We start from the raw sequence: 24,294 nt of genomic DNA on the forward strand, positions 1-24,294 counted from the left end.
ATTATTTGATTCTAAAACTACAGTTGCAATCGCCCTTGGCCATACAACTTAACTGCTCAACTTCTTTATCCAGCAACGAGGACATAAGCGCCAGATCGAACTCGCAGATCTCATGATGTTTCTGGGCCAGATCGTGATAAATACAGTTATAAGCCTGCATATGCGGGCTTTCAGTTTCCGATTCCGTGCCTACTTTTACTTGAAAACCAAAATCTGTCATGACTATGGCCAACTCATCAATGCGCTCGATTAAGTTTTTTCCTTCAAACTTGCCGCGCAGCTTATCTGCGAGCTTGCTGCCCAGCCTTTGCATATAGGCTTTAAAACGTTCAGCACCTATTTCCTGTTGCAAATCGCCAAGAATTAACGCTGAAAACCACGCATACTGCTTCGGAAAATAGTTATTGCCTTTGTCGGTTAGGACATAGATAGTCACAGGCCGCCCGGCTGTTTTATTGAATGTGCTTTTTTTGATATAGCCGTCCCGCTCAAGAACAACAAAGTGCTGCTGGACGCCCGTTCTTGAAATATCCAGTGCTTTAGCCAACTCATCGACACTCAAACCTTTCCTATTTTCCAACAAGTGCTCAAGTATTTGATGTTGGCGAGAACTTATCTTTTGCAGCATTAGCGATTTATCCTTTCATCATGACTTTGTTATTAGGTATATCGTAATAATAGCTCATTATGACACATATAACTTGCAAAAGTTTTATATAGCAAAAAATTGTCTGTTGTTATAAACTTCTATGTGAGCAAGTTTGCTTAAATAACAATAACGACACTACATAATACTGGAGACAATGATGAGCGATTCACAAGACACAAATTCAGGCCAATCATTATATGAAAAACTCGGCGGCGAAGCGGCTGTTAATGCTGCGGTAGATATTTTTTATCGTAAGGTATTGGCAGATCACCGTATTAACCGTTTTTTCGACAATTCCGACATGGAAAAACAAGCCGCCAAACAAAAAGCCTTTTTGACGATGGCATTCGGCGGTCCAAATAACTATAACGGTCAAGATATGCGTAATGCTCATGCCCATCTTGTCAAAATGGGCTTAAATGCAAGTCATTTTGATGCCGTAATGGAGCACCTTGGCGCAACATTAACCGAACTAAATGTGCCTCAAGAACTGATCGCTCAAGCTGCAGCTATTGCGGAAAGCACACGCAACGACGTATTGGGCAAATAACTGAAATACCAGGTGGAGACCATGCGAAGCATAACTATTGGCGAATCAACATTTTCCTGTCAACCGGATGAGACTGTATTGGAAACCCTGTTAAGGGAAAACATACAAGTACCCAATGGTTGCCGCCAAGGACTTTGCCAAGCCTGCTTAATGCGCAGTCTTGATAACCCTCCACCTGTCTCAGCCCAAGTCGGCCTTAAAGATACTTTGCAAAAGCAGAACTATTTTTTGGCTTGCGTCTGTCATCCTGAGCAGGATATGACTGTTGCCTTGCCCAACCAGCAAGGCGCTTCAATTGAAGCTGCCGTTATCAAAAAACAACGGTTAACGCCCGATATCGTACATTTGGTTTTGGAATACCAAACCGAGTTTAATTTTTTCGCCGGCCAGTTTGTTAATTTAAAACGACCCGATGGCTTAACCCGCAGCTATTCGATTGCGAATATCCCGCATCATAAAAAGATCCTGGAATTTCATATTCGTCGCTTACCGAATGGCCAATTCAGCAGCTGGGTATATGACGAATTGGAGTTAGGCGCTGAATTAACCATCTCGGAAGCACAAGGTTCTTGTCATTATCTACCTGGACGGGCAGAGCAGCCCCTACTGCTGGTCGGAACCGGCAGCGGCCTAGCGCCGCTTTACGGCATTATTGCCGATGCTTTAGCACAAGAGCATTCGGGGCCTATCCATTTGTTTCACGGTAGCCGCGATCTTAACGGCCTGTATTTCATTGACGAAATGCGCGAACTTGCTGAGGAGTTTGATAATTTTTATTACACTCCCTGTCTTTCCGGAGAAGATATTGAATCGGATCACGCCCGAGGCCGCGCTCATGACATCGCCTTATCATCGATTGAAACCCTAAACGGATGGCGAGTTTTCCTGTGCGGACATCCGGAAATGGTTAATCAGACCAAAAGAATGGCGTTTATGAAAGGCGCGTCCATGGCTGATATTTACGCTGACGCGTTTCATGTGATTCAGGAAAAGAAATAACCAAGCTTGTAAAAAAGGCAATGTTGCTTTACCGCAAGCGACATTCGACCTTATGAATAAATTAAACCCGCTCCAAATTTTTATCTACGTCGCGCTGCCCTGCGAGGCCAAGCCGCTGGTCGAGCATTTCGGATTAAAAAAAGCGACTACAATCCAACCGTTTGCAGTTTATTTTAATCAGGACATCTGCCTGACGGTAACCGGATTGGGGAAAAGCGCGATGGCTGCCGGAGTGGCTTACACACAGGCCTTGTTTGCTGCGGCTGAGTATCCGGTTTTGTTTAATATCGGTATCGCCGGACATAAAAACCATGCTATTGGCGATTTGTTTTTAATCGACAAAATCACCGATGCTGACAGCCTGAAAAGCTATTATCCACCGCTGGTTGTCACGCCGCCTTGCCCGACTGCAAATATCCAAACGGTGTCAAGGCCGCAGCTTAGCTATGACCGACACTATCTTTGCGATATGGAAGCCTCGGCATTTTATGAAACTGCGGTACGGTTTTCGACAAGTGAGTTAATCCACTGCCTGAAAGTTATTTCGGATAATGAATTATTGCCTGCCGATAACATCCAGCCCAAACAGGTCGCTTCGTTAATAGCGGCGCATGTCGCAACGATTGAAACCATACTGACAGAGTTAAACCGTCTGTCAAAACTGATAGCTGCGCCGGAACCCAAGCTGTTTGAACAGCTGATACAACGCTACCATTTTACGGTCAGCGAGCAGGGACAGCTAAAAAACCAGCTGTCCCGCTGGGCGGCATTAACTCACAACCGGACACCTGAATTTGATGAAACCCGGTTGCACAAAGGCAAAGATGTTTTACTGTGGCTGGATCAACAAATCGGTAAAATTGAGTTTTCTTTGTAACCGCGTTTTCTAGCCGTTAAAAAAATATGAAAGCATTTTTGCTGACCGCAACTATCGCGATATAGACAAAACAGGCAATTGCACCGGCAAAAGCCTTCCAGCGCAGAGCACCCTGACTCTTGATAGCGACAATACCCAAACCGACATATGCCACCAGAGCTACCAGCTTAGCAATAATCCAGCCATACTCGCCCGACAACCAAGATCCTTGAAAAACCAGCATAAAACCGGTAATCAGCAACAAGCTATTGATGATGTGCGGCCCGATTTTTATCCATTTAAGTTCCATCATTTCCGGACGCTTCTCCGCCAGATAAACCCTGCCGACAAAACTGGAGATGGACAATAAAATAAAGGTTAGGTGAAGAAACTTAATCATGCTGTGCTCCTAAAGTTAAAAATATTTTCATTACTCGATAAATAAGTCTGTTGCCGATGTTGCAGCAGTATATGCCGGAAAACCAGCGGGTCTTTTTGCTGAATTATTTCGCCCGGACGAGGATAGCATTGATGTTCCAGACGAGATAACCAAAACCGTAACGCCGCAGCCCTGAGCGTGATTGGCCAATACTGTTTTTCCAGAGGCTCCAACGGCCTCAAACTTTCATAAGCCGCTAACAACGCGGTGAATTTTTCAGCGTTAACTATGCCGTTATCACAACACCAATCGTTAGCCGTTATCGCAATATCGAGCAGCAACGTATCGGTGCAGGCGCTATAAAAATCCAGCAGCCCGCTGAGCTGACCATTCACAAACAATACATTATCCCTGAACAAGTCGGCGTGAATGACGCCTCGCGGCAGGTTAACCGGGCTGTTTCCAGTTTGGAAAGCCAGCTCATCGTTAACCAGCTCACGATCTGTTGCCGATAGATGCGCACTGATTTTATCAAGCACCGTTTCGCACCAACTTAAATCATTGCCGTTTTTTATCGGGAAAACGTAGTCCTGCGTGCAGCGATGCAAACTTGCCAACTGCAAGCCGATTTCCTGGCAATGCAAAATGGATGGCGACGGTACTGCCGCACCGGATAAACACTTGAATAACGCAGCCGGTTTACCGTTAAGCTGACGCAACCGATTTCCCTGCCGGTCGCTTTGAGGACTCGGACAAGGCAGATCGTTTTTACCCAGATGCAACATTAACTTTAAAAAATGCGGCAGGTCATCGACAGTCAGCGACTCGAATATTGTTAAAACGAAATCGCCCTGTTGAGTAGCTACTAAATAATTGGTATTGTCTATACCGTCCGTTATTCCTTCAAAACCGACGACTTCACCGAGAGCATAAGCGCTAAAGAATTGATCGAGTTGCGGGCGCGTAATGAGAGTAAATACAGACACTGACTTTAAGCGGTTACCATTCCAGCAACTTCCACATATTGATCTCGGAACCTCTATCCAGATCGTTGCGGCGTACATCCATTTTTCCGTCGCCATTAGTATCGATAAAATAATAAGGAGGGCCGACAGCCGGTATGACTTTTATCATATAAAGCCTACCGCTACGACGGTATTCCTGAATAGTCTCTTTACCTTTGCGGATAATAGTAATGTCCGGCTCCATATTTTCACCGTTCTGCACCGGCAAAGGCGGTTCAGGCGCATCCGGCACAGCCTCAAGCTCAGGCGGCCGCTCATCGACAGCATATGCCGGAAAGGCCAGCAAACTCAATAGGATAAATCGTCGCATAAAGTGACTCTTTTAAAAATTAAAACTGCGGCTATCTTATTACAGTTTTTACCGGCTTGCTTAACTAAAATAACCTGACAATTGATGTTATCAATGTCGGATTCCTCTTTATCCCTCCCGCTTAACCGGATTAACAAAGTTTCCTTGGCTTAGCCCAACCAATTTTTCGCCCAGCCATTACTTCGACTTTTTAAGAAGGGCCTGAGCCTTATATTGCCAAAACTGCGCAACACTTCTTCTGCTTTTATTCTTGCTAAGCTCCCTCAATTGCTCGAAACAGAATATGGCTAACTACGTTATTTGACACGCTGAAGTGCGCCATCTGACCTGTTTTTATTAAAAATGCATCTCGATGAACAAGCGATAGCCAGCGTTGATAGGACTTTAGTGACTTGGCATGCGCTTTGCGATGCCACATGAACATCCATAACTATCGAAATGAAAAAATGAGAAAATACGTACTAATATTGGGAGCAAGTTATTTAGGCTGCGGAATTGCCGCCGAACCAGTGGCGGCCGACAAACCGAAGCAGAAAAAAGAGAGTACAAAAAAAACAGAGGAACCGCTGGTTCTGGACATGCTGACCATTAAAGCGCAAAAGTCTAATATCGATCAGCCGTTCGGTTCCTATCTTGATCATTCCCAAATAGCTCTTGCCAGAACCGCTATCAGCGACACCGCCCAAATGTTTAAAGGCACTCCGGGCATGAGTTTTTCCAGCGGTGGCGGCATTTCCAGCCGCCCTATTATCCACGGCATGGCGGACGATCGTTTACGTGTTCAAGTCGACGGCATGAATCTGATTTCGGCTTGCGCTAATCATATGAATCCTGCGCTGTCTTATGTTTCTCCTTCCAGTGTGTTGAGCGCTCAGGTGCTTGCCGGAATTACACCGGTCAGCATGGGCGGCGACAGTATCGGCGGCACTATCCGCGTTAATTCAGCCGACCCCGAATTTGCCGAAGCCGGCGCGGCGCCGTTGTTAAAAGGGCAAGCCTCGACTTTTTACCGAACCAACGGCGACGCGCGAGGCGGAAATATTGCAGCCTCGATAGCAAACGAACATGCCGAGCTTAAGTATACGGGCTCAACAGTACAGTCACGAAATTACAAAGCGGGAGGAAACTTCACTACCCAAAATACCAAAAACGGTAATGATGTGGTGGCTTCTTCGGCCTATAAATCCGAAAACCAATCGCTGTCGCTGGCCTTGCGCAATGACGACCATCTTGCCGTCATCAAAGTCGGCCAACAAAACATCCCATATCAAGCTTTCCCGAATGTCCGAATGGACATGACCGGCGACGACAGCTGGTTTGCTAATGTCTTTACCAAAAGCAATTTTGACTGGGGTAATATCGAAACTCGCGCTTATCATGAAGACGCCCAGCATAAGATGAACTTCCTTGAAGATAAGGGTGGGCCAACCCGCAATATGCCTATGGATACGCATGGCGTTAACCAAGGCCTGTCGGTAAAAGCCAATATCGATGTAACCAACAAGCATTTGCTTACCGTGGGCAGCGAGTATCAGCGTTATCGTTTAGACGACTGGTGGGATCCGATCGGCCCCAACGCGATGATAATGATGCAAGGGCCGGGGCCGTTCTGGAATATCAACTCAGGCAAGCGCGATCGCATCGATCTTTTCGCCGAATGGGAAGGCCGCTGGAATCGGCAATGGCTGACCCAACTCGGCGCACGCGTCGGCGCTGTGGAAATGAATGCCGGCGATGTAATGGACTACGGCGTAATCACACCCGAAGCGCGCATTGTTAACAGCCAAAACAAGAAACAAACCGACATTAATATCGATTGGACCGCGTTAACCCGCTACACTCCGAACGACATGCAGACTTACGAATTAGGCGCTGCCAGGAAAACCCGTTCTCCTAATCTTTATGAGCGCTTTGCTTGGTCTCGCGGACGTACTATGGGAATGATGACCATGCCTATGTCTATGTTCATGAACAATTGGGTGGGTGACGGCAACGGCTATGTCGGCGACATAAACCTTAAGCCGGAAGTCGCGCACACCGTCAGCGCCACAGCCAATTGGCATGATGCCAATCAGGAAGACTGGGAGACCAAAATCACGCCCTTTTACACCCACATCGAAAATTATATCGATGCGAAACTCTGCCAGCCGGGCAATGGCGTGACCTGCGCCAGCCCGTCAAACGGCTTTAATTTACTGCAACTGGCTAACTTCGATGCCTATCTGTTCGGCGTCGATGTTTCCGGGTCCAAGCGCTTATTCGAAAACGTCAAATACGGCAGCTTCTTCGGTAAGACGGGGTTAAATTATGTCCGAGGAAAGAACAACGACAGCGGCGGCAACCTGTATCAGCAAATGCCGTTCAATGCGACGGTAGCGCTTGAGCATCAACGCGACGGCTGGTCCAATACCATTGAAACGCAAATAGTCGCGCCTAAAACGGATGTACAAGTCGTCCGCTTAGAACCTAAAACCGCAGGCTACGCATTGCTTAACCTGCGCAGCAGTTATACCTGGAAACATTTGCGAATCGATGGCGGCATAGACAATGTTTTTGATAAAAACTATGCCCTGCCTTTAGGCGGCACTTATATAGGAGAAGTAAGCAGTCCTGGAACCGCGGTTCCTGGTATGGGGCGTTCTTTCAATGTTGGCATGACGGTAAATTACTAATAGCCGACATTCTGAGACACAAGGATAAAACCGACCCGGTTTCCACCGCACCTCTTCAGTGACAAAGCGCCAATTGGCGGGTGTAGCCTTTAAACTATACTCGTCAATTGGCTTCAACCTCATGGCCTTAGCATGTCTTAGGATATATCATGGTCTGCCCCTTGGTATTGGTTTATCTGGCTCTACTGATTATCACCAATAAGTTAATATATTTAGTGAATGCTGGTTCCCAAGCTCCAGCTCTCATCGTTATACACAAGTGTCTGCGGTACACCGCATCCCCCCTCGTTTCCACGGGCCGTGCTCAGAAACATGCCGATATGCAGACCTTCCAGGTTTTAAAAACCTGGAAGGTCTAACTGGCAACATTCTGAACAGGCGGAACGTTTCGAATGGAGCAACACGCCCCGTCCGGCTTGATTCGAAAGTTACACGCTCAACTCACTCCCCACTCACCAACCGATACCCCACTCCCGCCTCGGTCAACAAGTAACGCGGCTGGGCCGGATCGGCTTCAAGCTTTCGGCGCAATTGCCCCATGTAAATCCTTACATAATGGTCATGCTCCACGTAGGCAGGTCCCCAAACATCCAGCAATAACTGCCGATGCGTCATTACCTTGCCGGCATGACGGATCAACACCGTCAGCAGCCGGTATTCGATCGGGGTCAGATGAATTTCCTGCTCACCGATATATACGCTGCGCCGAGATAAATCAACCTGCAAATCGCCAACGCAAAACAGTGTTTCAACACTGTCTCCTGCAAGCTGTGCGGCGTGGCGTAGCGATACTCGGATGCGTGCCAGCAGCTCGCCGATGCTGAACGGCTTGGTCAGGTAATCGTCCGCCCCGGCATCCAACGCGGCAATCTTGTTGTTTTCCTGGCTTCTGGCCGACAGTACGATGATCGGCACCGCCGACCATTCGCGGACCTTGCGGATCACCTCTATGCCGTCCATGCCCGGCAAACCCAAATCGAGGATGACCAGCTCCGGTTTGCGGGTACCGATTTCTATTACCCCCCGTTCACCGGTTTCCGCCTCAAACACCTGAAATCCCTGTACGCTCAGACTGGTGCGCAAAAAGCGGCAGATTTGCGGATCGTCTTCGATAACCACAATGACGGGTTTTGAGCTATTCATCTTGCAACTGCTCCGCTGCCAATTGCGGCGGCGCTTCGTCTACCGGCAACAGGAAAAAGAATTGCGCCCCACCGCCCTGCCGGTTAGCAGCGCCGATAACGCCGCCATGCGCCATAACGATAGCCTTACAAATAGCCAAGCCCAGACCGACGCCGCTTTGCGTACCTTCACGATGCATCCGGTAGAATTTATCGAACAATTTTTCCTCTTCTCCCGGCGGTATGCCGGGGCCGCGATCCGCCACCGTGACCTTTAGCATGTGGGCGGAGAGCTCGGCGATGATGTCGATAGGACTGCCCGCCGGAGTATATTTGCAGGCATTTTCCAGCAGGTTGACCAGTACCTGTTCGATCAGAACCGCATCGACGCGCACCAAACAGAGCTCATCCGGCAGTTTGGTATTGACGGCATGCCCTTTAAGCCTCTTCTTCATTCGCGTCAAGGTCCCGCCGATAATTTCGTCCAACAGGTACCATTGCCGGTTCAGCGATGCCTGTCCTGCGTCCAGACGAGCCATATCCAAAATATTATTGGTCAAGTTCGACATACGTAATGCTTCGTCATAAATGGTTAGGCTTAACTCTTTCCGATCCGAAGGAGCAAGTTGGGCATCCTCTTCCACAAGGGTACTGGCCGCACCGACAATGGATGCCAACGGCGTACGTAAATCATGGGAGATTGCGCTGAGCAAGGAATTTCGTAAGCTCTCGGATTCCATGCGCAGTTGGGTTTGTTGCGCCTCATCGGCGAAACGCACCCGTTCAATGGTTTGAGCAATCTGGCTGATAAAGGTATCCAATAGCCGGCGCTGTTCGGGCAGGAACACCCGGCGCAGATTGGCGGCACGTAATGCCAACACGCCGATCACGCCGCGAAAACCGGACATCGGAAAAAACACTGCGTCGGCTCCGGGTAAAGTATCGGTGCCTTGTCCGGCTATCTGGCCGTGGTCAAAAACCCATTGCGCGACGCTGAGATCGCAATTGCGCAGGGACTCCGGGGCCGGCGGATCTAAAGGGTAAACTATCCGGCCGTCATCGTCGGGAAACAGCAACACGCTGGCGCCGCCGAACTCATCCTGAATATGCCGCGCGGCGACTCTGGCTATTTCCGCTACGGTACGGCTGGTCGCCAGTTCTTCACTCAGTGCATAAAGAACATTGGCGCGCCGTTCCCGATGCGAGGCAACTTTGGCTTGCGAGCGCATATTGCTGGTCAAATGACTAATGATCAAGCCGACCAGCAGCATAATTAAAAATGTCACTAAATACTGGACATCCGCAATCGCAAAAGTATGGACCGGATTGACAAACAGGAAATCGAACGCGGCAACGCTCAGCACCGAGGTCAACACGGAGGCTTCGCGGCCGAAGCGGGCCGCCATAAAAACCACGCCCAGCAAATAAACCATGACCAGATTCGCCAATTCGAATTTTCCGGACATCGCCCAGGCCACTAAGCTCGTGCAAGCGGTCATCCCCATCGCCCAGCCTAAATTTAACCAGCGCCGCTTGGCGCGGCCCCAAGGATAATTAGGGCGCAACACTTTTGTTAACGGCAGTTCTTTAGGCGTTTTTTGTTCTGCGATGTCTTTGCCGCGCGGGCTACCCAACAAATAGACGTTGATGTTATGCGCTTCGGTGATCAGGGTGTCGACGACCGAGCCCAGCAGCCATCGTTTCCAACCACGGCGTCTGGGTTTGCCCAGCACGATTTTGGTGACATTGCGGCTTTTGGCGAAACCCAGGATTTCCTTGCTCATGTCAGGGCCTGACAAGGTCACCGTTTCCGCGCCTAGCTGTTCGGCAAAGCGCAGTACCCGCAGCACCTCGTCGCGGCGTTCTGGGGCTAAGCGTTGCAGTTCCGGCGTTTCCACGTAAGCCACGATCCAATGCGCATGAAGACTGGTCGCCAGCCGCTTGGCCGCGCGCACCAGCCGTTCGGCGATGGCATTGGCGCCGATGCAAACCAATATCCGGTCGCCGACCGGCCAAACATCGCTGATTGCGTGGTCGTCCCGGTAGTTTTGCATTTGCGCATCGACCCGATCGGCGGTCAGACGCAAGGACAATTCACGCAACGCAATCAGGTTGCCTTTACGGAAGAAATTGCGCATCGCCCGCTCCGCCTGTTGCGGCAGATAAACCTTGCCTTCCTTGAGCCGCAGCAGCAATTCATCGGGAGGCAGGTCAATCAATTCGACTTCGTCGGCCAGCTCGAATACCGTATCCGGCACGGTCTCCTTAACCTGAATCCCGGTTACCTGACTGACATCGTCGTTGAGGCTTTCCAAGTGCTGGACGTTCAGCGTACTGTAAACATCGATACCGGCATTCAGTAATTCTTCGACATCCTGCCAGCGTTTTGGATGACGGCAACCGGCAGCATTACTGTGCGCCAACTCATCCACCAAGATCAGGCTCGGACGGCGTTTCAGCGCGCCGTCCAGATCGAATTCGCGCAGTACCGTACCGCGATGTTTCACCAGCTTGGGCGGCAATACATCCAGGCCTTTTAATACGGCGACGGTTTCCGGCCGCTCATGGGTTTCCACCAACCCGATCACCACGTCGACGCCTTCATCGCGTTTGGCTTTGGCCGCCAGCAACATCGCGTAAGTTTTGCCAACGCCCGCGGCCGCGCCGAAAAACACTTTAAGTCGTCCGCGTTGTCGCTGGTATTCCTCACGCTCTACGCGGGCAAGCAGGGCATCGGGGTCTGGTCTAGTGTCGTTCATGCGTTAGTCCGGTCGTTACTGGAAATTCATTACTTAAGACGCTGATCCAGCGCCAAATTTAATTTCAGCACATTAACCCGAGGTTCACCCAATACGCCCCATTGCCGGGCTTCCGTGTAACAATCAACCAATTCATGCACACTATCGACAGGCATGTGTCTGGCTAGCGCAACACGGCTGACTTGGTAAGCCGCCGCCGCAGGGCTAATATGCGGATCAAGCCCGCTGGCCGAGGCGGTCACCAAATCCACCGGCACGGCTTCCGAATGGCCGGGGTCAGCATCGCGCAATGCTTTGATGCGAGCCTGAACCGCGTCGGTCAGCGCCGGATTGATAGGGCCTTGGTTGGAACCGCTGGATGCTCCGCCGTTATAAGGAGCGGGCGACGTTGCAGACGGCCGCCCCCAAAAATACTCGGAGCGAGTAAACGCTTGGCCGATTAATTCGGAGCCGAGCGGCTGGTCGTCACTGCCGAGCAGACTGCCGTTTGCCTGGTTGGGGAACAGGGTTTGTGCAAAGAGCGTGACCGCCAATGGATAGACGATGCCGGTTAGCACGGTAAAAAACAATAGCATCAGTAAAGCGGGCTTGATGTGCTTAATCACAGTGATCTCCTAATAATCAGAACGATAACGCCGTTAAGCCAAGATCGATCAACTTAATGCCTATAAACGGCACGATAACGCCGCCGAGACCGTAAACCAGCAAGTTATTGCGCAGCAATGTCTCCGCGTTTTGCGGCCGATAAGTCACGCCTTTCAAGGCCAACGGAATCAAGGCAACAATAATCAGGGCGTTAAAAATAACCGCCGAAAGTATCGCGTTATCCGGGCTGCTAAGTCCCATAATATTGAGCGCGCCAAGTTGCGGATAAGTGCTGGCGAACGCGGCCGGAACAATCGCGAAATACTTGGCCAAGTCGTTCGCCAAGCTAAACGTGGTCAACGCGCCGCGCGTCATCAGCATTTGCTTGCCGGTCTCGACAATTTCGATCAGCTTGGTGGGGTTGGAGTCCAGATCGACCATGTTGCCGGCTTCTTTTGCCGCCTGGGTACCTGAATTCATCGCCACCGCAACATCGGCCTGAGCCAATGCCGGCGCATCGTTGGTGCCGTCGCCGGTCATCGCCACCAAACGGCCTTCGGCTTGCTGTTCGCGGATCAGCTTAAGCTTGGCTTCCGGCGTTGCCTCGGCCAAAAAGTCGTCGACGCCGGCTTCGGCCGCAATCGCCGCCGCAGTCAAACGGTTATCGCCGGTGATCATGATCGTTTTAATGCCCATATTCCGCAGTTCGCCAAAACGTTCCTTAATGCCGCCTTTAACCGTATCCTTCAGCTCAATAACCCCCATCACCTGTCCGCCGTCGACAACTAACAACGGCGTACTGCCCCGGCGCGCGACAATATCGGCGATGCGCATCGCTTCCTCGGGGAATTTTACATTTTGGCTTTCCACGTAGCCGCGTATCGCATCGACCGCGCCTTTGCGGATTTGGCGGTCGCCGATATTGATGCCGCTCATCCGGGTTTGCGCGCTAAAGGCGACAAAGGTGGCATCCAGGTCATGAATACTGCGCTCCCTAATCGAGAATTTCTGCTTGGCAAGAATAATGATGCTGCGGCCTTCGGGCGTTTCGTCAGCCAGCGTCGCCAATTGCGCGGCATCGGCCAGCTCTTTTTCGGTGGTCAAACCAATCGGTAAAAAGGCCGAGGCTTGACGGTTACCCAGCGTAATCGTGCCGGTTTTATCCAGCAGCAACACATCCACATCGCCAGCCGCTTCAATGGCCCGTCCCGAGGTGGCGATAACGTTTTTCTGCATCATTCTGCCTATACCCGCAACACCGATAGCGGATAACAAACCGCCGATAGTGGTAGGAATCAGGCACACCAATAGCGCCACCAGTACGGTGATTGACACCGGCGTCCCGGATTTGGCGATCTCGACGCTGTATAGCGAAAACGGCAGCAGCGTCACGGTAGTCAGCAGGAAAATCAACGTCAATGCCACCAGTAAAATAGTCAGGGCTATTTCATTAGGCGTTTTTTGCCGCGATGCGCTTTCGACCATCGCAATCATCCTATCCAGGAACGCCTCGCCGGGATTGACAATGACCCGCACCACCAGCCAGTCTGACAATACCCGCGTACCGCCGGTTACAGAACAGAAATCGCCGCCCGACTCGCGAATGACCGGCGCGCTTTCTCCGGTAATAGCGCTTTCATCAACGCTGGCAGTGCCTTCGATGACTTCGCCGTCGGCGGGAACAAAATCGCCCGCTTCAATCAGCAGAATGTTGCCGCGCCGTAATGATGCGCTGGTGACTTTTGCGTAATCGAGGCTGTAATGCGGTTCATCCAGCTTTTTCGCCATAATATCGCGCTTGGCGCTGCGCAATGACGCCGCCTGTGCCTTGCTGCGGCCTTCGGCGACGCTTTCCGCGAAATTGGCAAACAACACTGTGAACCACAACCAGAAGGTCACGGCCAGCATGAAGCCGGTCGACGCATTGCCGCCGGAATACAACGCCCATAGCCATAGCCCGGTGGTCAGCAAACTGCCGATATAGACAACGAACATGACCGGATTTTTCCATTGTTGCTGGGGGACCAGTTTGCATAAGGCATCGCCTAGCGCATCCAGCAGTACCTGACGACTAAGCAGCTGTTGTGTATGAAGTTTCTTGCTCATAGACTGTTCTCTTATTGCTGAAATTTATATTCGCTACGAAGATTAAATATTTATCCACGAACAGCACGAAAGACACGAAAAACCAAGCAGGACAACTGTATCCTGTCGTAGGGCGTGCCGTGCGCGCCTTAAGATCGTCAAGGCGCGCACGGCACGCCCTACGGCAGATTTGTTATAGATATTTGCCGGAAAAGCTTCCGCTCCTGCTCACGCCCCTTACCTACATCCATGTAGGCAACGCCAGTTCCCGCTATTGCTCGAACCCGCTTATTCCGGCCTACGGAACTGTACTCATGATTAAATGCTCAACCACCGGCCCTAATGCCAACGCGGGTACAAAAGTCAACGCGCCAACCAAAATCACAGTGCCGATCAGCAACATCACAAACAACGGCGTATGCGTAGGCAAAGTGCCGACGGTAGTCGGCACGGTCTTTTTTGCCGCCAATGATCCGGCGATAGCAAGCACCGGGATAATGATCCCATAGCGGCCGGCCAGCATCGTGACAGCCAAGGCTATGTTATAAAACGGCGAATTGGCGCTTAGCCCTGCAAAAGCGCTGCCGTTGTTGCCCGCAGCCGAAGAAAATGCATAAAGAATTTCGCTAAATCCGTGTGCGCCGGGATTGGCAACTGCTGTTTTTCCTGCTTCCACCATGACTGTCAACGCCGTCCCGCCCAGAATAAAAAAAGCCGGGATTAAAATAACGATAGCCGCCATTTTTATCTCGAAAGCTTCGATTTTTTTACCGAGATATTCTGGTGTGCGGCCTATCATCAAACCGGCAACAAATACGGCGATCAACGCAAAAATCAGCATCCCGTAAAGGCCTGAACCGACGCCGCCGAAAATGACTTCACCGAGCTGAATCAGCCACATCGGAATTAGGCCGCCCAACGGCGTGTAAGAATCGTGCATGGAATTGACCGAACCGTTCGATGCCGCGGTAGTCGCAGTCGCCCATATCGCGGAATTGACGATACCGAAACGCGTTTCTTTGCCTTCCATGTTGCCGCCGGACTGGTCAGCGCTAACGCTTTGCTCAACCCCAAGTGCAGCCAGTGCCGGGTTGCCGCCTTGTTCAAGACCGGCTGTGATAAATAGCAAGCTGAGCAATACCAGCGTCATTGCAGCCAAAATTGCCCAGCCCTGGCGCGGATCGCCGACCATCGTGCCAAAGGTGTGGCACAGCGCTGCCGGTATCAGCAAGATAGCCAGCATTTCCAAAAAATTGGATAACGGTGTTGGGTTTTCGAAAGGATGCGCCGAATTAGCGTTAAAAAAACCGCCGCCGTTCGTGCCCAGTTGTTTGATAGCGATTTGCGAGGCCGCAGGACCTACTGCTAAGGTTTGCGTGAGTACCTGATCTTCGTTCCCACTAACAGATAGCTCATCAATGGCGGACAGAACAGCATTGTCCGCCCTACCCTGCTCAACCAATGGAACGGTTGGGTAAGGCTTGAAGGTTTGCACCACGCCTTGCCCAACCAACATCAGCGCCAGCACAAACGATAGCGGCAGCAGGATGTATAAAATACCGCGCGTCAAATCCGCCCAGAAGTTGCCGATACCGTCCGCATGAGTGCGCTGAAAACCGCGTATCATCGCGATCAAAACCGCCATGCCGGTGGCCGCGGAAACAAAGTTTTGCACACTCAACCCCAGCATCTGGGTTAAATAACTCATCGTCGTCTCGCCGCCGTAACCCTGCCAATTGGTATTAGTGGCAAAACTGACCGCAGTGTTGAATGCCGAATCGACCGTTACATTGCCCAATTGTTGCGGGTTCAGCGGGAGATAGGCTTGCAGCATTTGTAATGCAAATACCGCCAGTCCGCCGAACAGGTTAAACCAGAGCAGGGCTGCTGCGTATTCACTCCAGCGCATTTCTTGTTCCGGCTTTACGCCGCTCAAACGATAAAATCCTACTTCCAAAGTCGCCACTATGCGCTTAAGAAATACCGGGCGATTTTCATACACCGCCGCCATATAAATACCCAAAGGTTTAGCCAACAGCAACAGGACGACAAAATATAAAGTGATTTGCAATAGGCCGTTTGCCGTCATTAGAATTTCTCCGGGTAAAACAACGCCACCAGCAGATAGATGAATAATGCGAATGCGAGCAAACTGCTCAAGCCGTAGATAAAGGTCATGACTACCTCTCTTTTATGGATATTCTGAACAATTAATATAGCGCTGTTATTATAAAAAAACTGTAAAAATCGCTACCGCTCAGCATCGAGCCGGCCGGCTCAAGACAGCTGAATTTGCCGCTGTCGTTGAATGGAATTGTTATGGTTATGCCACAACTATGCAAAGGCTATATTTGCGGACAAAATTTTCCGTTAAAGCCCTTTTTGGGAAACCGTTCGGGTTGGAAACACGAACGGCTTAAGCTGACACTATTGGACGAACACTTACCTTGCTAAATCTTAACTGCGCCCGCCTGTAAAACTACTTTGGCAATTTTTACGCCTGTTTTTCCAGCAAAGACAACGCAAACGCGTAAGCTTCAGGAAAATCAATCAGCGCCGCTTTGCTGGATTTTTGAATTTCTTCAAACAAACCGAATTGTACCTTATACTTCAAGTTACCGATGGCCAGCGGGCCGATACTGCGGAAACTGCCGTGAGCATATTCGACAGCGACCCCCATATCATGCAAACCCACACCCAATACGCCACTGGGAGGAACTGCATTGGTATCCGCCACTACCAACAGTTTTTTTGCATTTCTCAATGAACCTTCCAGAATACGCACACCGGCTCTTGCCGCACAAATAATAATTTCGGCGTCGGCAACTTCGTCCGTTTTTTCGGTGTTGGTCTGGGCGGAAACCCATTCAACATTGACCTCATAACGCTGGCAAAAGTTTAGCGCCTCCCGTCTGTCATCATCTGCCAGCAATTGGCACAGTTTGACTTTTGCACCTTGTTTCGCGGCCAGGATCGCCGTGCAAATACCGACCGGGCCGGTACCAAACACGGCAATCCTGCGTCCGGCTAAATCCATGTTGCAATGCTCTTCAAGAACCCGGGCAACCAGCGCGACCACGCTCGCAGAAGTGGTATAAGCGCCGTTGGGATCGGCAAATACACCCACTTGAAAAGGATCGACCATCGCTTTTTTGGCGCTCTGAAACATATCTGTCGCCATATGAACGTCGCGCCCGCCGATAAAAATACCGGTATCGTTGAAACGTTTGGGAGGGCGGCAGAAAATAGCATCCTGAACGACAGCCGCTACATTCTTAGCTTCAATTTTAGTCAGCGGCACCACCATATCAAAGCCGGCATCGGCGGCTAGAGTGACATCGAATGGGCTGATGTTTTCACCTGGCGTTAAAAAGTACAAGATTCGTTGTGTCATGAATATTCCCTTAATTATTTTTAGGATAGAGATAAAGCAAGGACTTTTTGCCTTGCGAGCAAGAAATGACCAGCGCTTCGCTTGTCCCGAGCAAGGTACGCTCCCAACACTGCTAAGCGGCAGATTAGAGTACGCTCAACCTTCCGCAGGGACAACAGTTGATTGGGATCAGGACGACACTGTTCATAATGATAGTCTAACGCATCGTGTGTATATTTTAAAATTACAGCCAGCCCGACCTCTTAAGGCGCAAATACAGCAGCAGGCTACCCAGCGCTACGCCGCCGACCACCGCCGGATAGCTGTATTCCCAATCCAGCTCCGGCATGTGCCGGAAATTCATGCCGTACCAGCTGAACACCATGGTCGGTATCGCCAGGATCGCTCCCCAGCCGGCCAGCCGTTTGACGACTTCGTTTTGCCGCACCGTTTCAAAAGTCAGATGCACCTGCATCACCGCGAACAACATCTCGCGCATGCCGTGAATCGCCTGGTCGATGCGTTTGATGTGGTCGGCAATATCGCGAAAATACACCTGCACATCCTTGGGAATAAGCCCGCTATGAAAACGCATCAGTTCATTGCAAATATCGATGACCGGATTAATCGCGCTTTCCAGCTGCAACAACTCGCGCTTTAGTTCGTAAAGGCCTTCTATGGTCTGCCGGCTGGGCCGGTATTCAAATATTGCCGACTCCAGCACCTCGAACCGCTCCTGTAAACCGTCGATAACCGGCACATAGTTATCGACGATAAAATCCATGATCGAATACAACGCAAATCCGGGCCCTTTGGCCAGTTGCTGCGGCATGGCCTCACAACGTTCCCTGACTTTTCTGTGGTTGCGCGAAGCCCCGTGCCTGACCGTTACCAAAAAACGCGGCCCGAAGAAAATATGGGTTTCGCCAAATTCGACCTGATTTTCCGCAAGATGGGCGGTATGCAATACCATGAACAGCGATTCGCCGTACTCCTCTATTTTCGGGCGCTGATGCGCTCTGCAGGCGTCTTCGATAGCTAAATCATGCAGCCCGAATTCCCGCTGGATTTCGGCCAACAAGTCGCTGTTTGCCTCGCGCAAACCCAGCCAGACAAAGGTGTTTTCCTGTTGCAGCACTTCGCTGATGTCTTCGACGGTTACATCGCCGATGCTGACGCCGTTTTGATAGGCCACGCATTTCATGACCATGCTGTTGTCAATTTGCTCTGTCAAAAGTTTCTCCCGTTATTTAGCAATAGTAATGGTCGGCGCGCCCTGCTGCGCCAAGTCGGTCATTGTCATTTGAAAAATCTGATACAGCAAGCGGAATCCCTCGCGATTCCATTGATAGCCGACTTCCGGCAGCAACGCATAATAATATTCGCCGAACTTGACGCTCAGATCGGCCGCCCCCGGTTCATTATCGCTGACCAGCAAGGACATGGTATTAACCGGATTTTCACTGACATGGGGCGTTTGCGGATGTTTGGCTACGATGTATTCCGGGTCGTCGCTGATGGACTGGCCGATAAAATTCAACACATTATGAAAGCTGCGCAAGCGGAAGACTCCGTGTATCGGCCATTCGCCGCCTGGATATCCGGGCCGAATATCGACGCTGACATCATTAGCCGCGCCTTGATCTGCTTCTTCCTGCAAACGGATGCGTTCCTCGTTGCTCAACCTCGCCGGATCGTAATTGGTCAGCAGAATATGCCCGGCTACCCGCTTACTCAGTACAACTTGCTTATGCTCGGCCTGATATTCGATCTTGAACTCTTTTTGCAACGCGGCCATTTGTTCCGCCGTCAACGATTCGGCCGGCAAGGTCCAATGCCGGTCAAACATCAACGGTTCGACAAACAGCTTGTGTCTGTCCTGGATCGACGACAAATGCAGCACGGCTTGCCGAAACAACCGATAGCCTTCGGCATCGCCGGGTTTGTTCAGATAAACGCCGCCCTGTTCGCCGCCGTTAAGCCGCAACTCCCCTGCCAGCAGGCGCAGGATCAAGTCCACATCGGCACCTTGCCGCAACAGCATGGTCAGTTTGTTTTCCTGAAATGGCGTCAGCAAACGGCGGGTAAACTCCTCGCCCTCGATCGGCACGATGCTGATGGTCGGGTTCTCGGACATTGTGCCTCCGAACACCGGCGTCAGTAACGAACCGGTCTCACCGGTAAACGCCGGCGTCGCCCCGGCATTAAATTGGAAATTAAAAGTCGCGGCAATATTGGAAACGCCGGTGAAATGCAAGGGCTGATGCTGATGGGAACGGGCAATATTCAACAGCAGCTGTTTGGACAGAATGTCAGTGGTTGTCTTGTCGTATTCGATGACCGCGTGGTCCAGCGCCATCGGTGAAAAGCAGCCTTGCAAGCTGCATAAAGTCAGTATCGTGAGCCATCTTGCAGCGTCTTTGGTGAACACTAAAGACGGGTGGAAATTGAAAATCATAGGTTCCTTTGAATTTGGCAAATAATAATTAAGTTTGTATTTTACAGGCACTAAAACACAATTAGATTTTAATTATTGCCAATGTCCTCAGTTAAATCGTCGCATCAAAAGTTTATCCGAGCTGGCTATATTAAGGTTTGTAATCAACTGCTAATCAACACCTATTTTTCCACTATCCGGCATGAACAAGATTCCTAAAATCGATCCAAGCCAATCGCCGGAAAGCCCATCATAGTGCATCATCGACCAGCTTCTGCTCACGGATGACATTCCCATCTGCCAAATCGCACAGTACGACCCATTCCGAACCGTCGTGCGCCTGTATTGCATATTGCGCCAAAAATGCTCCATGCCGATGTAATATTTGTTGTTTCTCAACCGTTCCCGGATGTAAAAGCAACGCCTTCCGTTGGCAGGGTTCGATATTAACCTTACTGGGAGGTAATGCATAGCGACCATCGGTCGTATTCGTATCCACTCTGTCGACCGCTCCGGGTTTTAATCCCGATAGATCTGCTGAATGGGCTATGTTTGACAATACAGTCTGAGCCATAAGACTCGACACCAAGATCAAAACTTTTTTAACAAACTTGCTATTCATAAAAGCGCCTCGTAAAACTGTAAAGAAACCGCTTGAATTAATCCCGGCCCAATCGATGCTTTATTGATTTCAAAAACAACCGGCCATGCAAAACTGATCATCAAGCAATTGGCTACATAATATAAAAAGCGCTGTAAAAAAATTGTAAATTTTGAACACGCCGCTATACATTTTTCTGAACCAAAATGAGCTATCGCAGCCAATGGCCGCGCATAAAAGAAGGACAACACAGGGCAAATTAAATACAGTGATGTTATTTCGGGTATCCCGACCTAATCAGTAATTTTTCACGCTGTCCAATTTAAAAACACCAGCCCCGTTAAGCCTTAAGTCGCTAGCCCACGCTTAATATTCGGTTAATCAATACCGCGGCTTAGTCAAATAATCGCAAAACTTTATTCAAACTATAGCCATAGATTGCTTCCATTAGCGCAACAATCCGTTTCCTATCAGTAAACATATCGTTACGAAATATTTACTTTAAAAACCCTACCATAAAACCATCGTTGAAATTCAATAGAAGAATTGACAGATGGACATTCTATTTTTTGTTTCCAGTTTTGGATCTCGCCAAACAGAAAAGCTTTCCCTTGAATCAACAAAATTTGAACGGCGCAACCCCCGACCCCGCACTGAACACAACAAAACCTTAACGATATTCCCGCTAGTTTAAAATCATAAGCCAGTTCAAATGAAAAAATTTACCCACCTCATCAACGTTCGTCATTTTTTTGCTTTAACAGTTCTTTTGCTTTTACCTGACTTCGCTTTTGCGGAAGACGTGACGCAACAATTGGATTTAAAAAACCATTTTATCGGTTATTTTGCCGTTGCGGTCACTGTCATTGCCTATGCCATCGCAATGACCGAAGATTTGCATCAAATGAGTAAAGCAAAACCCATGGTATTAGGTTCAGCATTAATCTGGTTCGCCATATTTGTTTTTTATAGCGTGGAATATGGGACAGCAAAAAATGTCGCCACCGTTTTCCAAAGTAATTTAACGGCTTATGCGGAGTTGTTTCTATTTATTACGGTGTCGATGACTTTTTTAAATGTCATGACCGAGCGGGGCATTTTCGACGCTTTGCGCATTGCATTAGCCAATAGACAGTACAGTTATCGGCAATTATTTTGGATTACCGGTGTGTTGGCTTTTTTACTATCCCTGGTTATCAGCAGTTTGACGGTAGGCTTGTTGATGGGATATATCATATTGGTGATAGGGAAAAGTAACCCTAAATTTGTGGGATTAGCAGGCTTGAATGCCGTGGTTGCCGCGAATGCAGGCGGTACTATAAGTCCTTTAGGCGGCATTTCCACCTTCTTCGTTTGGCAACAAAACGCACTGCATTTCATCCAGTTTTTTACTTTAACGATTCCCTGTATAGTGAACTTTTTAGTGCCTGCATCCATCATGCACTTTGCAGTTACTAAAGAAACGCCTGCCTTTTCTAAAGAAACGCCTGTTTTAAAACGCGGCAGCAAGCGGGTTATTTTTATATTTATCCTCACCTTCAGCATGACCATTTTATCGAACGTCTTTCTCGATATGCCCGCGATAGCGGGAATGATGCTGGGTTTAGCGTTATTACAATTCTTTGCTTATTATTTAACTAAATCTGAAAAATTGAGCCATTTTTTAATACCTGAAACACAAGAAACCAGCGATTCGAATAAAGGTTTCGATGTTTTTAAGTGTATTGCCGGTGTCGATTGGGATACTTTGTTATTTTTCTACGGTGCTATGATGATCGTCGGCGCACTGAACTTTTTAGGTTATTTAGATGCGATGGCGCATTATTTGTTCACCGAAATCAGTCCTACCGTAGCAAATATCTTAATTGGTTTATCATCCTCGTCCATTGATAACGGCACATTGATGTTTGCCGTGTTAAATATGCATCCCAACCTTCCAATTGGACAATGGTTATTATTAACCTTGACCTTGGGTGTCGGCGGTAGTTTATTGGCGATCGGTTCCGCACCGGCGTTACATGTATTGGGATTAATGAAAGGCAATATGGAAGAAGGCGAAGGCTATACCTTTACCCTGCATTTACGTTGGATGCCTGCCATTTTATTAGGTTTTTTCGCCAGTATCGTTACGCTTTTTTTTATAAATGGCGGCAGATTCTAATGTTCGTACGAAACTGCTTATTAGGTGTTTGCAGTGTTTTGATACTAAGTAATGTAGCCAGTGCAAACGACACACCTACTGGGTTGATTTCCGAACTGTCCGGAAAAGATGCGTCCAGTTGGACCGGACTGCACGCTTATGGACTGAATCTCGGCGGCTGGGCGGCGGGCGGCATCAACTATAACACCGATGATCCCACGGATAGTAATAACGGTCCGGTATCCATGACCGACCGAAGCGGCGAGTTTCATTTGTACCAGTTGAACCTATTCTTGGAAAAAGCCGTCGTCAAAGGCCCAACCTGGGATGTCGGCGGACGCTTCGACTTCATGTTCGGCACGGATAGCCGCTATACCCAAGCAACCGGCCATTGGGACATGGGTTTGATCAGCCAACGCGACCTGCGTTTTTACGACATCGCCCTGCCGCAGGCTTACGTGGAAGTCTTTGCTCCGATCGGTAACGGCTTGAGCGGAAAATTCGGCCATTTTTACGGCATCATCGGTTATGAGTCGGTGCCATCGCCACTGAATTTCTTTTCTTCGCACTCCTACAGCTTCAAGTCCTCCCCTTTTACCGCGACGGGCGCACTGTTTAGCTATGCACTGAACGATCAATGGAGCTTAAACCTCGGGGCGATAACCGGTGCCGACAATTTCGCCCGGGATTTAGGCGCCATGAGCCATACGAGCGGACTGACCTGGAACAATGCCAAGACCGGCACCACGGTTTCTTTTTCGGTGTTGCAAGGCGATGTCTACAAAAGCCAGAGTTCCGAGCTGGTGTATTATTCGGCGATTCTCCAGCAAGACCTCGGGAAATGGCATTACGTACTCCAACATGACCGGGGAACCCAGCAGAATGCCGTTGCTCAAGGACAAAATGCCGAGTGGTATTCCATCGTCCAATACCTGACCTATCAGGTGGCCGATACGTGGGGACTGGGTGTGCGTGGCGAATGGTTCCGGGATCACAACGGGGTTCGCTATTCGGCAGGTGCCGCCAACTATTACGCGATGACCGCCGGAGTGAACTGGAAACCCAAGAGCTGGTTGATGATCCGCCCTGAAGTGCGTTACGACTGGAGCCAGGCACAAATCGCCCCTTTTGACGGAGGACAACGGACCGATCAAGTTTTATTGGGAGTCGACGCAGTCATTCAATTTTGAAGAGCCCCCCGTGATGAAATCATTGCAGTTAAGATCTGATGTTATGCGGTTGATAGAATTTATCCTGATTTGGAGTCGCTAACGCGACGATTATTTGAATCGGGTTCTCGCACCCGAAGGCGAGTTACTTTCTTTTGCGCCTCGGCAACTGCTAAGTTACATGGATGTAATGAATGCAGAAAATGCAGGAGCATTTTTCTGTCCTGCATCGCCTAAAGCGCTTACTGTTGGTGCTCTCGATCGCTGTTTCAGACGCGATTCTACCTCCTGCATCTGTACAATCGAAAAGAAAGCAATCAAAGACCAATCCGATGGGAGCGGATTGGGACGCCAAAGGCGCACGAAGTGCGAGCGCCAGGAAGGCGCGAGTCAGCAGGCGACCCGGTTGCCGCTTTAATCACTCGGCACATACCTGTGCCTCGCCCTTGTATGGGAGAAACGGAAGCGGCTAGAATTGCGGAGGCGGAGCAGCTCAAAGTGCTGCTCATTTACGATGCCGACAACAAGCTCACGGAACACATGAGCAAAGCCTTTGCGACTTCGCAGTGATTTTATGTATAGAG

General features: G+C 49.8%; 21 protein-coding genes. 7 read left to right on the forward strand and 14 right to left on the reverse strand.

From position 1 onward, the window contains the following. Position 1: 1 nt before the first annotated feature. A complete protein-coding gene (locus EPO18_RS03965; protein WP_292430820.1) occupies positions 2-628 on the reverse strand; it encodes a helix-turn-helix transcriptional regulator in 627 nt (208 codons plus the stop codon). Between the two features lie 178 nt (positions 629-806). Between EPO18_RS03965 and EPO18_RS03970 the strand changes: the two genes are divergently transcribed. Genes EPO18_RS03970 through EPO18_RS03980 form a run of 3 tightly spaced genes read left to right on the forward strand, consistent with a single transcriptional unit; the run spans position 807 to position 3,075 of the window. Further along, positions 807-1,199 (forward strand): group I truncated hemoglobin, encoded by a 393-nt coding sequence (locus EPO18_RS03970; RefSeq protein WP_292430822.1) that lies wholly within the window; start codon positions 807-809, stop codon positions 1,197-1,199. Positions 1,200-1,220: 21 nt separating this feature from the next. After that, positions 1,221-2,198, forward strand: a complete 978-nt coding sequence (locus EPO18_RS03975) for a 2Fe-2S iron-sulfur cluster-binding protein (RefSeq protein WP_292430825.1) — start codon at positions 1,221-1,223, stop codon at positions 2,196-2,198. Between the two features lie 52 nt (positions 2,199-2,250). Then, positions 2,251-3,075: a 5'-methylthioadenosine/S-adenosylhomocysteine nucleosidase family protein gene (locus EPO18_RS03980; protein ID WP_292430827.1), complete on the forward strand. Its 825-nt coding sequence runs from the start codon at positions 2,251-2,253 to the stop codon at positions 3,073-3,075. 16 nt (positions 3,076-3,091) lie between these two features. Here the strand turns inward: EPO18_RS03980 and EPO18_RS03985 are convergent, their stop codons facing one another. Genes EPO18_RS03985 through EPO18_RS03995 form a run of 3 tightly spaced genes read right to left on the reverse strand, consistent with a single transcriptional unit; the run spans position 3,092 to position 4,768 of the window. After that, the gene (locus EPO18_RS03985; protein WP_292430829.1) at positions 3,092-3,454 is read right to left on the reverse strand and encodes a SirB2 family protein; all 363 of its coding nucleotides are present in this window, start codon (positions 3,452-3,454) and stop codon (positions 3,092-3,094) included. Further along, positions 3,451-4,419 (reverse strand): homoserine kinase, encoded by a 969-nt coding sequence (locus EPO18_RS03990; protein WP_292430832.1) that lies wholly within the window; start codon positions 4,417-4,419, stop codon positions 3,451-3,453. The genes EPO18_RS03985 and EPO18_RS03990 overlap by 4 nt, the downstream gene beginning before the upstream one ends. A 13-nt stretch (positions 4,420-4,432) precedes the next feature. Then, on the reverse strand, positions 4,433-4,768 hold the full coding sequence (locus EPO18_RS03995) for a DUF2782 domain-containing protein (protein ID WP_292430835.1): 336 nt from the start codon (positions 4,766-4,768) through the stop codon (positions 4,433-4,435). 446 nt (positions 4,769-5,214) lie between these two features. On the opposite strand from EPO18_RS03995, the gene EPO18_RS04000 reads away from it, so the two are divergent. After that, a complete protein-coding gene (locus EPO18_RS04000; RefSeq protein WP_292430838.1) occupies positions 5,215-7,440 on the forward strand; it encodes a TonB-dependent receptor plug domain-containing protein in 2,226 nt (741 codons plus the stop codon). Between the two features lie 441 nt (positions 7,441-7,881). Here the strand turns inward: EPO18_RS04000 and EPO18_RS04005 are convergent, their stop codons facing one another. From EPO18_RS04005 to EPO18_RS04050, 10 genes are all read right to left on the reverse strand, one after another. Beyond that, a complete protein-coding gene (locus EPO18_RS04005) occupies positions 7,882-8,583 on the reverse strand; it encodes a response regulator (RefSeq protein WP_292430840.1) in 702 nt (233 codons plus the stop codon). Then, positions 8,576-11,320 carry a sensor histidine kinase gene (locus EPO18_RS04010; RefSeq protein ID WP_292430842.1) on the reverse strand — a complete coding sequence of 915 codons (2,745 nt, stop codon included), beginning with the start codon at positions 11,318-11,320 and terminating at the stop codon, positions 8,576-8,578. The genes EPO18_RS04005 and EPO18_RS04010 overlap by 8 nt, the downstream gene beginning before the upstream one ends. Positions 11,321-11,349: 29 nt before the next feature. After that, a complete protein-coding gene (gene kdpC, locus EPO18_RS04015) occupies positions 11,350-11,925 on the reverse strand; it encodes a potassium-transporting ATPase subunit KdpC (protein WP_363331474.1) in 576 nt (191 codons plus the stop codon). A gap of 16 nt (positions 11,926-11,941) precedes the next feature. Further along, on the reverse strand, positions 11,942-14,011 hold the full coding sequence (gene kdpB, locus EPO18_RS04020; RefSeq protein WP_292430845.1) for a potassium-transporting ATPase subunit KdpB: 2,070 nt from the start codon (positions 14,009-14,011) through the stop codon (positions 11,942-11,944). 277 nt (positions 14,012-14,288) lie between these two features. Beyond that, positions 14,289-16,079 (reverse strand): potassium-transporting ATPase subunit KdpA, encoded by a 1,791-nt coding sequence (gene kdpA / locus EPO18_RS04025; RefSeq protein ID WP_292430847.1) that lies wholly within the window; start codon positions 16,077-16,079, stop codon positions 14,289-14,291. Beyond that, on the reverse strand, positions 16,079-16,168 hold the full coding sequence (kdpF, locus tag EPO18_RS04030; protein WP_292430849.1) for a K(+)-transporting ATPase subunit F: 90 nt from the start codon (positions 16,166-16,168) through the stop codon (positions 16,079-16,081). Before kdpF ends, kdpA begins: the two co-directional genes overlap by 1 nt. A gap of 316 nt (positions 16,169-16,484) precedes the next feature. Then, positions 16,485-17,384: an NAD(P)-dependent methylenetetrahydromethanopterin dehydrogenase gene (locus EPO18_RS04035; RefSeq protein ID WP_292430851.1), complete on the reverse strand. Its 900-nt coding sequence runs from the start codon at positions 17,382-17,384 to the stop codon at positions 16,485-16,487. 223 nt (positions 17,385-17,607) lie between these two features. Beyond that, on the reverse strand, positions 17,608-18,597 hold the full coding sequence (corA, locus tag EPO18_RS04040; protein ID WP_292430853.1) for a magnesium/cobalt transporter CorA: 990 nt from the start codon (positions 18,595-18,597) through the stop codon (positions 17,608-17,610). Between the two features lie 12 nt (positions 18,598-18,609). After that, on the reverse strand, positions 18,610-19,821 hold the full coding sequence (locus EPO18_RS04045) for a hypothetical protein (protein ID WP_292430856.1): 1,212 nt from the start codon (positions 19,819-19,821) through the stop codon (positions 18,610-18,612). Between the two features lie 229 nt (positions 19,822-20,050). Further along, positions 20,051-20,422, reverse strand: coding sequence for a hypothetical protein (locus EPO18_RS04050; RefSeq protein ID WP_292430859.1), 372 nt, complete (start codon positions 20,420-20,422; stop codon positions 20,051-20,053). 691 nt (positions 20,423-21,113) lie between these two features. Here EPO18_RS04050 and nhaD point away from each other — a divergent pair. From nhaD to EPO18_RS04065, 3 genes are all read left to right on the forward strand, one after another. Further along, positions 21,114-22,562 (forward strand): sodium:proton antiporter NhaD, encoded by a 1,449-nt coding sequence (gene nhaD / locus EPO18_RS04055; RefSeq protein ID WP_292430862.1) that lies wholly within the window; start codon positions 21,114-21,116, stop codon positions 22,560-22,562. Beyond that, the gene (locus EPO18_RS04060) at positions 22,562-23,731 is read left to right on the forward strand and encodes a porin (RefSeq protein ID WP_292430865.1); all 1,170 of its coding nucleotides are present in this window, start codon (positions 22,562-22,564) and stop codon (positions 23,729-23,731) included. Before nhaD ends, EPO18_RS04060 begins: the two co-directional genes overlap by 1 nt. 345 nt (positions 23,732-24,076) lie before the next feature. Beyond that, entirely contained in the window at positions 24,077-24,280 is a 204-nt protein-coding gene (locus EPO18_RS04065; protein WP_292430867.1) for a hypothetical protein, read from the forward strand. Positions 24,281-24,294: the final 14 nt, after the last annotated feature.

The organism is Methylobacter sp. (assembly GCF_004322395.1).
Classification (GTDB): Bacteria; Pseudomonadota; Gammaproteobacteria; order Methylococcales; family Methylomonadaceae; genus Methylobacter_A.

Excerpts from the sequence above, each read along its gene's own strand:
- EPO18_RS04050 (WP_292430859.1), bottom strand. The coding sequence starts at position 20,422 with ATGAATAGCAAGTTTGTTAAAAAAGTTTTGATCTTGGTGTCGAGTCTT.
- EPO18_RS04000 (WP_292430838.1), top strand. The coding sequence starts at position 5,215 with ATGAGAAAATACGTACTAATATTGGGAGCAAGTTATTTAGGCTGCGGA.
- nhaD (WP_292430862.1), top strand. The coding sequence starts at position 21,114 with ATGAAAAAATTTACCCACCTCATCAACGTTCGTCATTTTTTTGCTTTA.
- EPO18_RS04045 (WP_292430856.1), bottom strand. The coding sequence starts at position 19,821 with ATGATTTTCAATTTCCACCCGTCTTTAGTGTTCACCAAAGACGCTGCA.
- kdpA (WP_292430847.1), bottom strand. The coding sequence starts at position 16,079 with ATGACGGCAAACGGCCTATTGCAAATCACTTTATATTTTGTCGTCCTG.
- kdpB (WP_292430845.1), bottom strand. The coding sequence starts at position 14,011 with ATGAGCAAGAAACTTCATACACAACAGCTGCTTAGTCGTCAGGTACTG.
- EPO18_RS03970 (WP_292430822.1), top strand. The coding sequence starts at position 807 with ATGAGCGATTCACAAGACACAAATTCAGGCCAATCATTATATGAAAAA.
- EPO18_RS03965 (WP_292430820.1), bottom strand. The coding sequence starts at position 628 with ATGCTGCAAAAGATAAGTTCTCGCCAACATCAAATACTTGAGCACTTG.
- EPO18_RS03985 (WP_292430829.1), bottom strand. The coding sequence starts at position 3,454 with ATGATTAAGTTTCTTCACCTAACCTTTATTTTATTGTCCATCTCCAGT.
- EPO18_RS03995 (WP_292430835.1), bottom strand. The coding sequence starts at position 4,768 with ATGCGACGATTTATCCTATTGAGTTTGCTGGCCTTTCCGGCATATGCT.
- EPO18_RS04010 (WP_292430842.1), bottom strand. The coding sequence starts at position 11,320 with ATGAACGACACTAGACCAGACCCCGATGCCCTGCTTGCCCGCGTAGAG.
- EPO18_RS03980 (WP_292430827.1), top strand. The coding sequence starts at position 2,251 with ATGAATAAATTAAACCCGCTCCAAATTTTTATCTACGTCGCGCTGCCC.
- EPO18_RS04060 (WP_292430865.1), top strand. The coding sequence starts at position 22,562 with ATGTTCGTACGAAACTGCTTATTAGGTGTTTGCAGTGTTTTGATACTA.
- EPO18_RS04035 (WP_292430851.1), bottom strand. The coding sequence starts at position 17,384 with ATGACACAACGAATCTTGTACTTTTTAACGCCAGGTGAAAACATCAGC.
- kdpF (WP_292430849.1), bottom strand. The coding sequence starts at position 16,168 with ATGACCTTTATCTACGGCTTGAGCAGTTTGCTCGCATTCGCATTATTC.
- EPO18_RS04005 (WP_292430840.1), bottom strand. The coding sequence starts at position 8,583 with ATGAATAGCTCAAAACCCGTCATTGTGGTTATCGAAGACGATCCGCAA.
- EPO18_RS03975 (WP_292430825.1), top strand. The coding sequence starts at position 1,221 with ATGCGAAGCATAACTATTGGCGAATCAACATTTTCCTGTCAACCGGAT.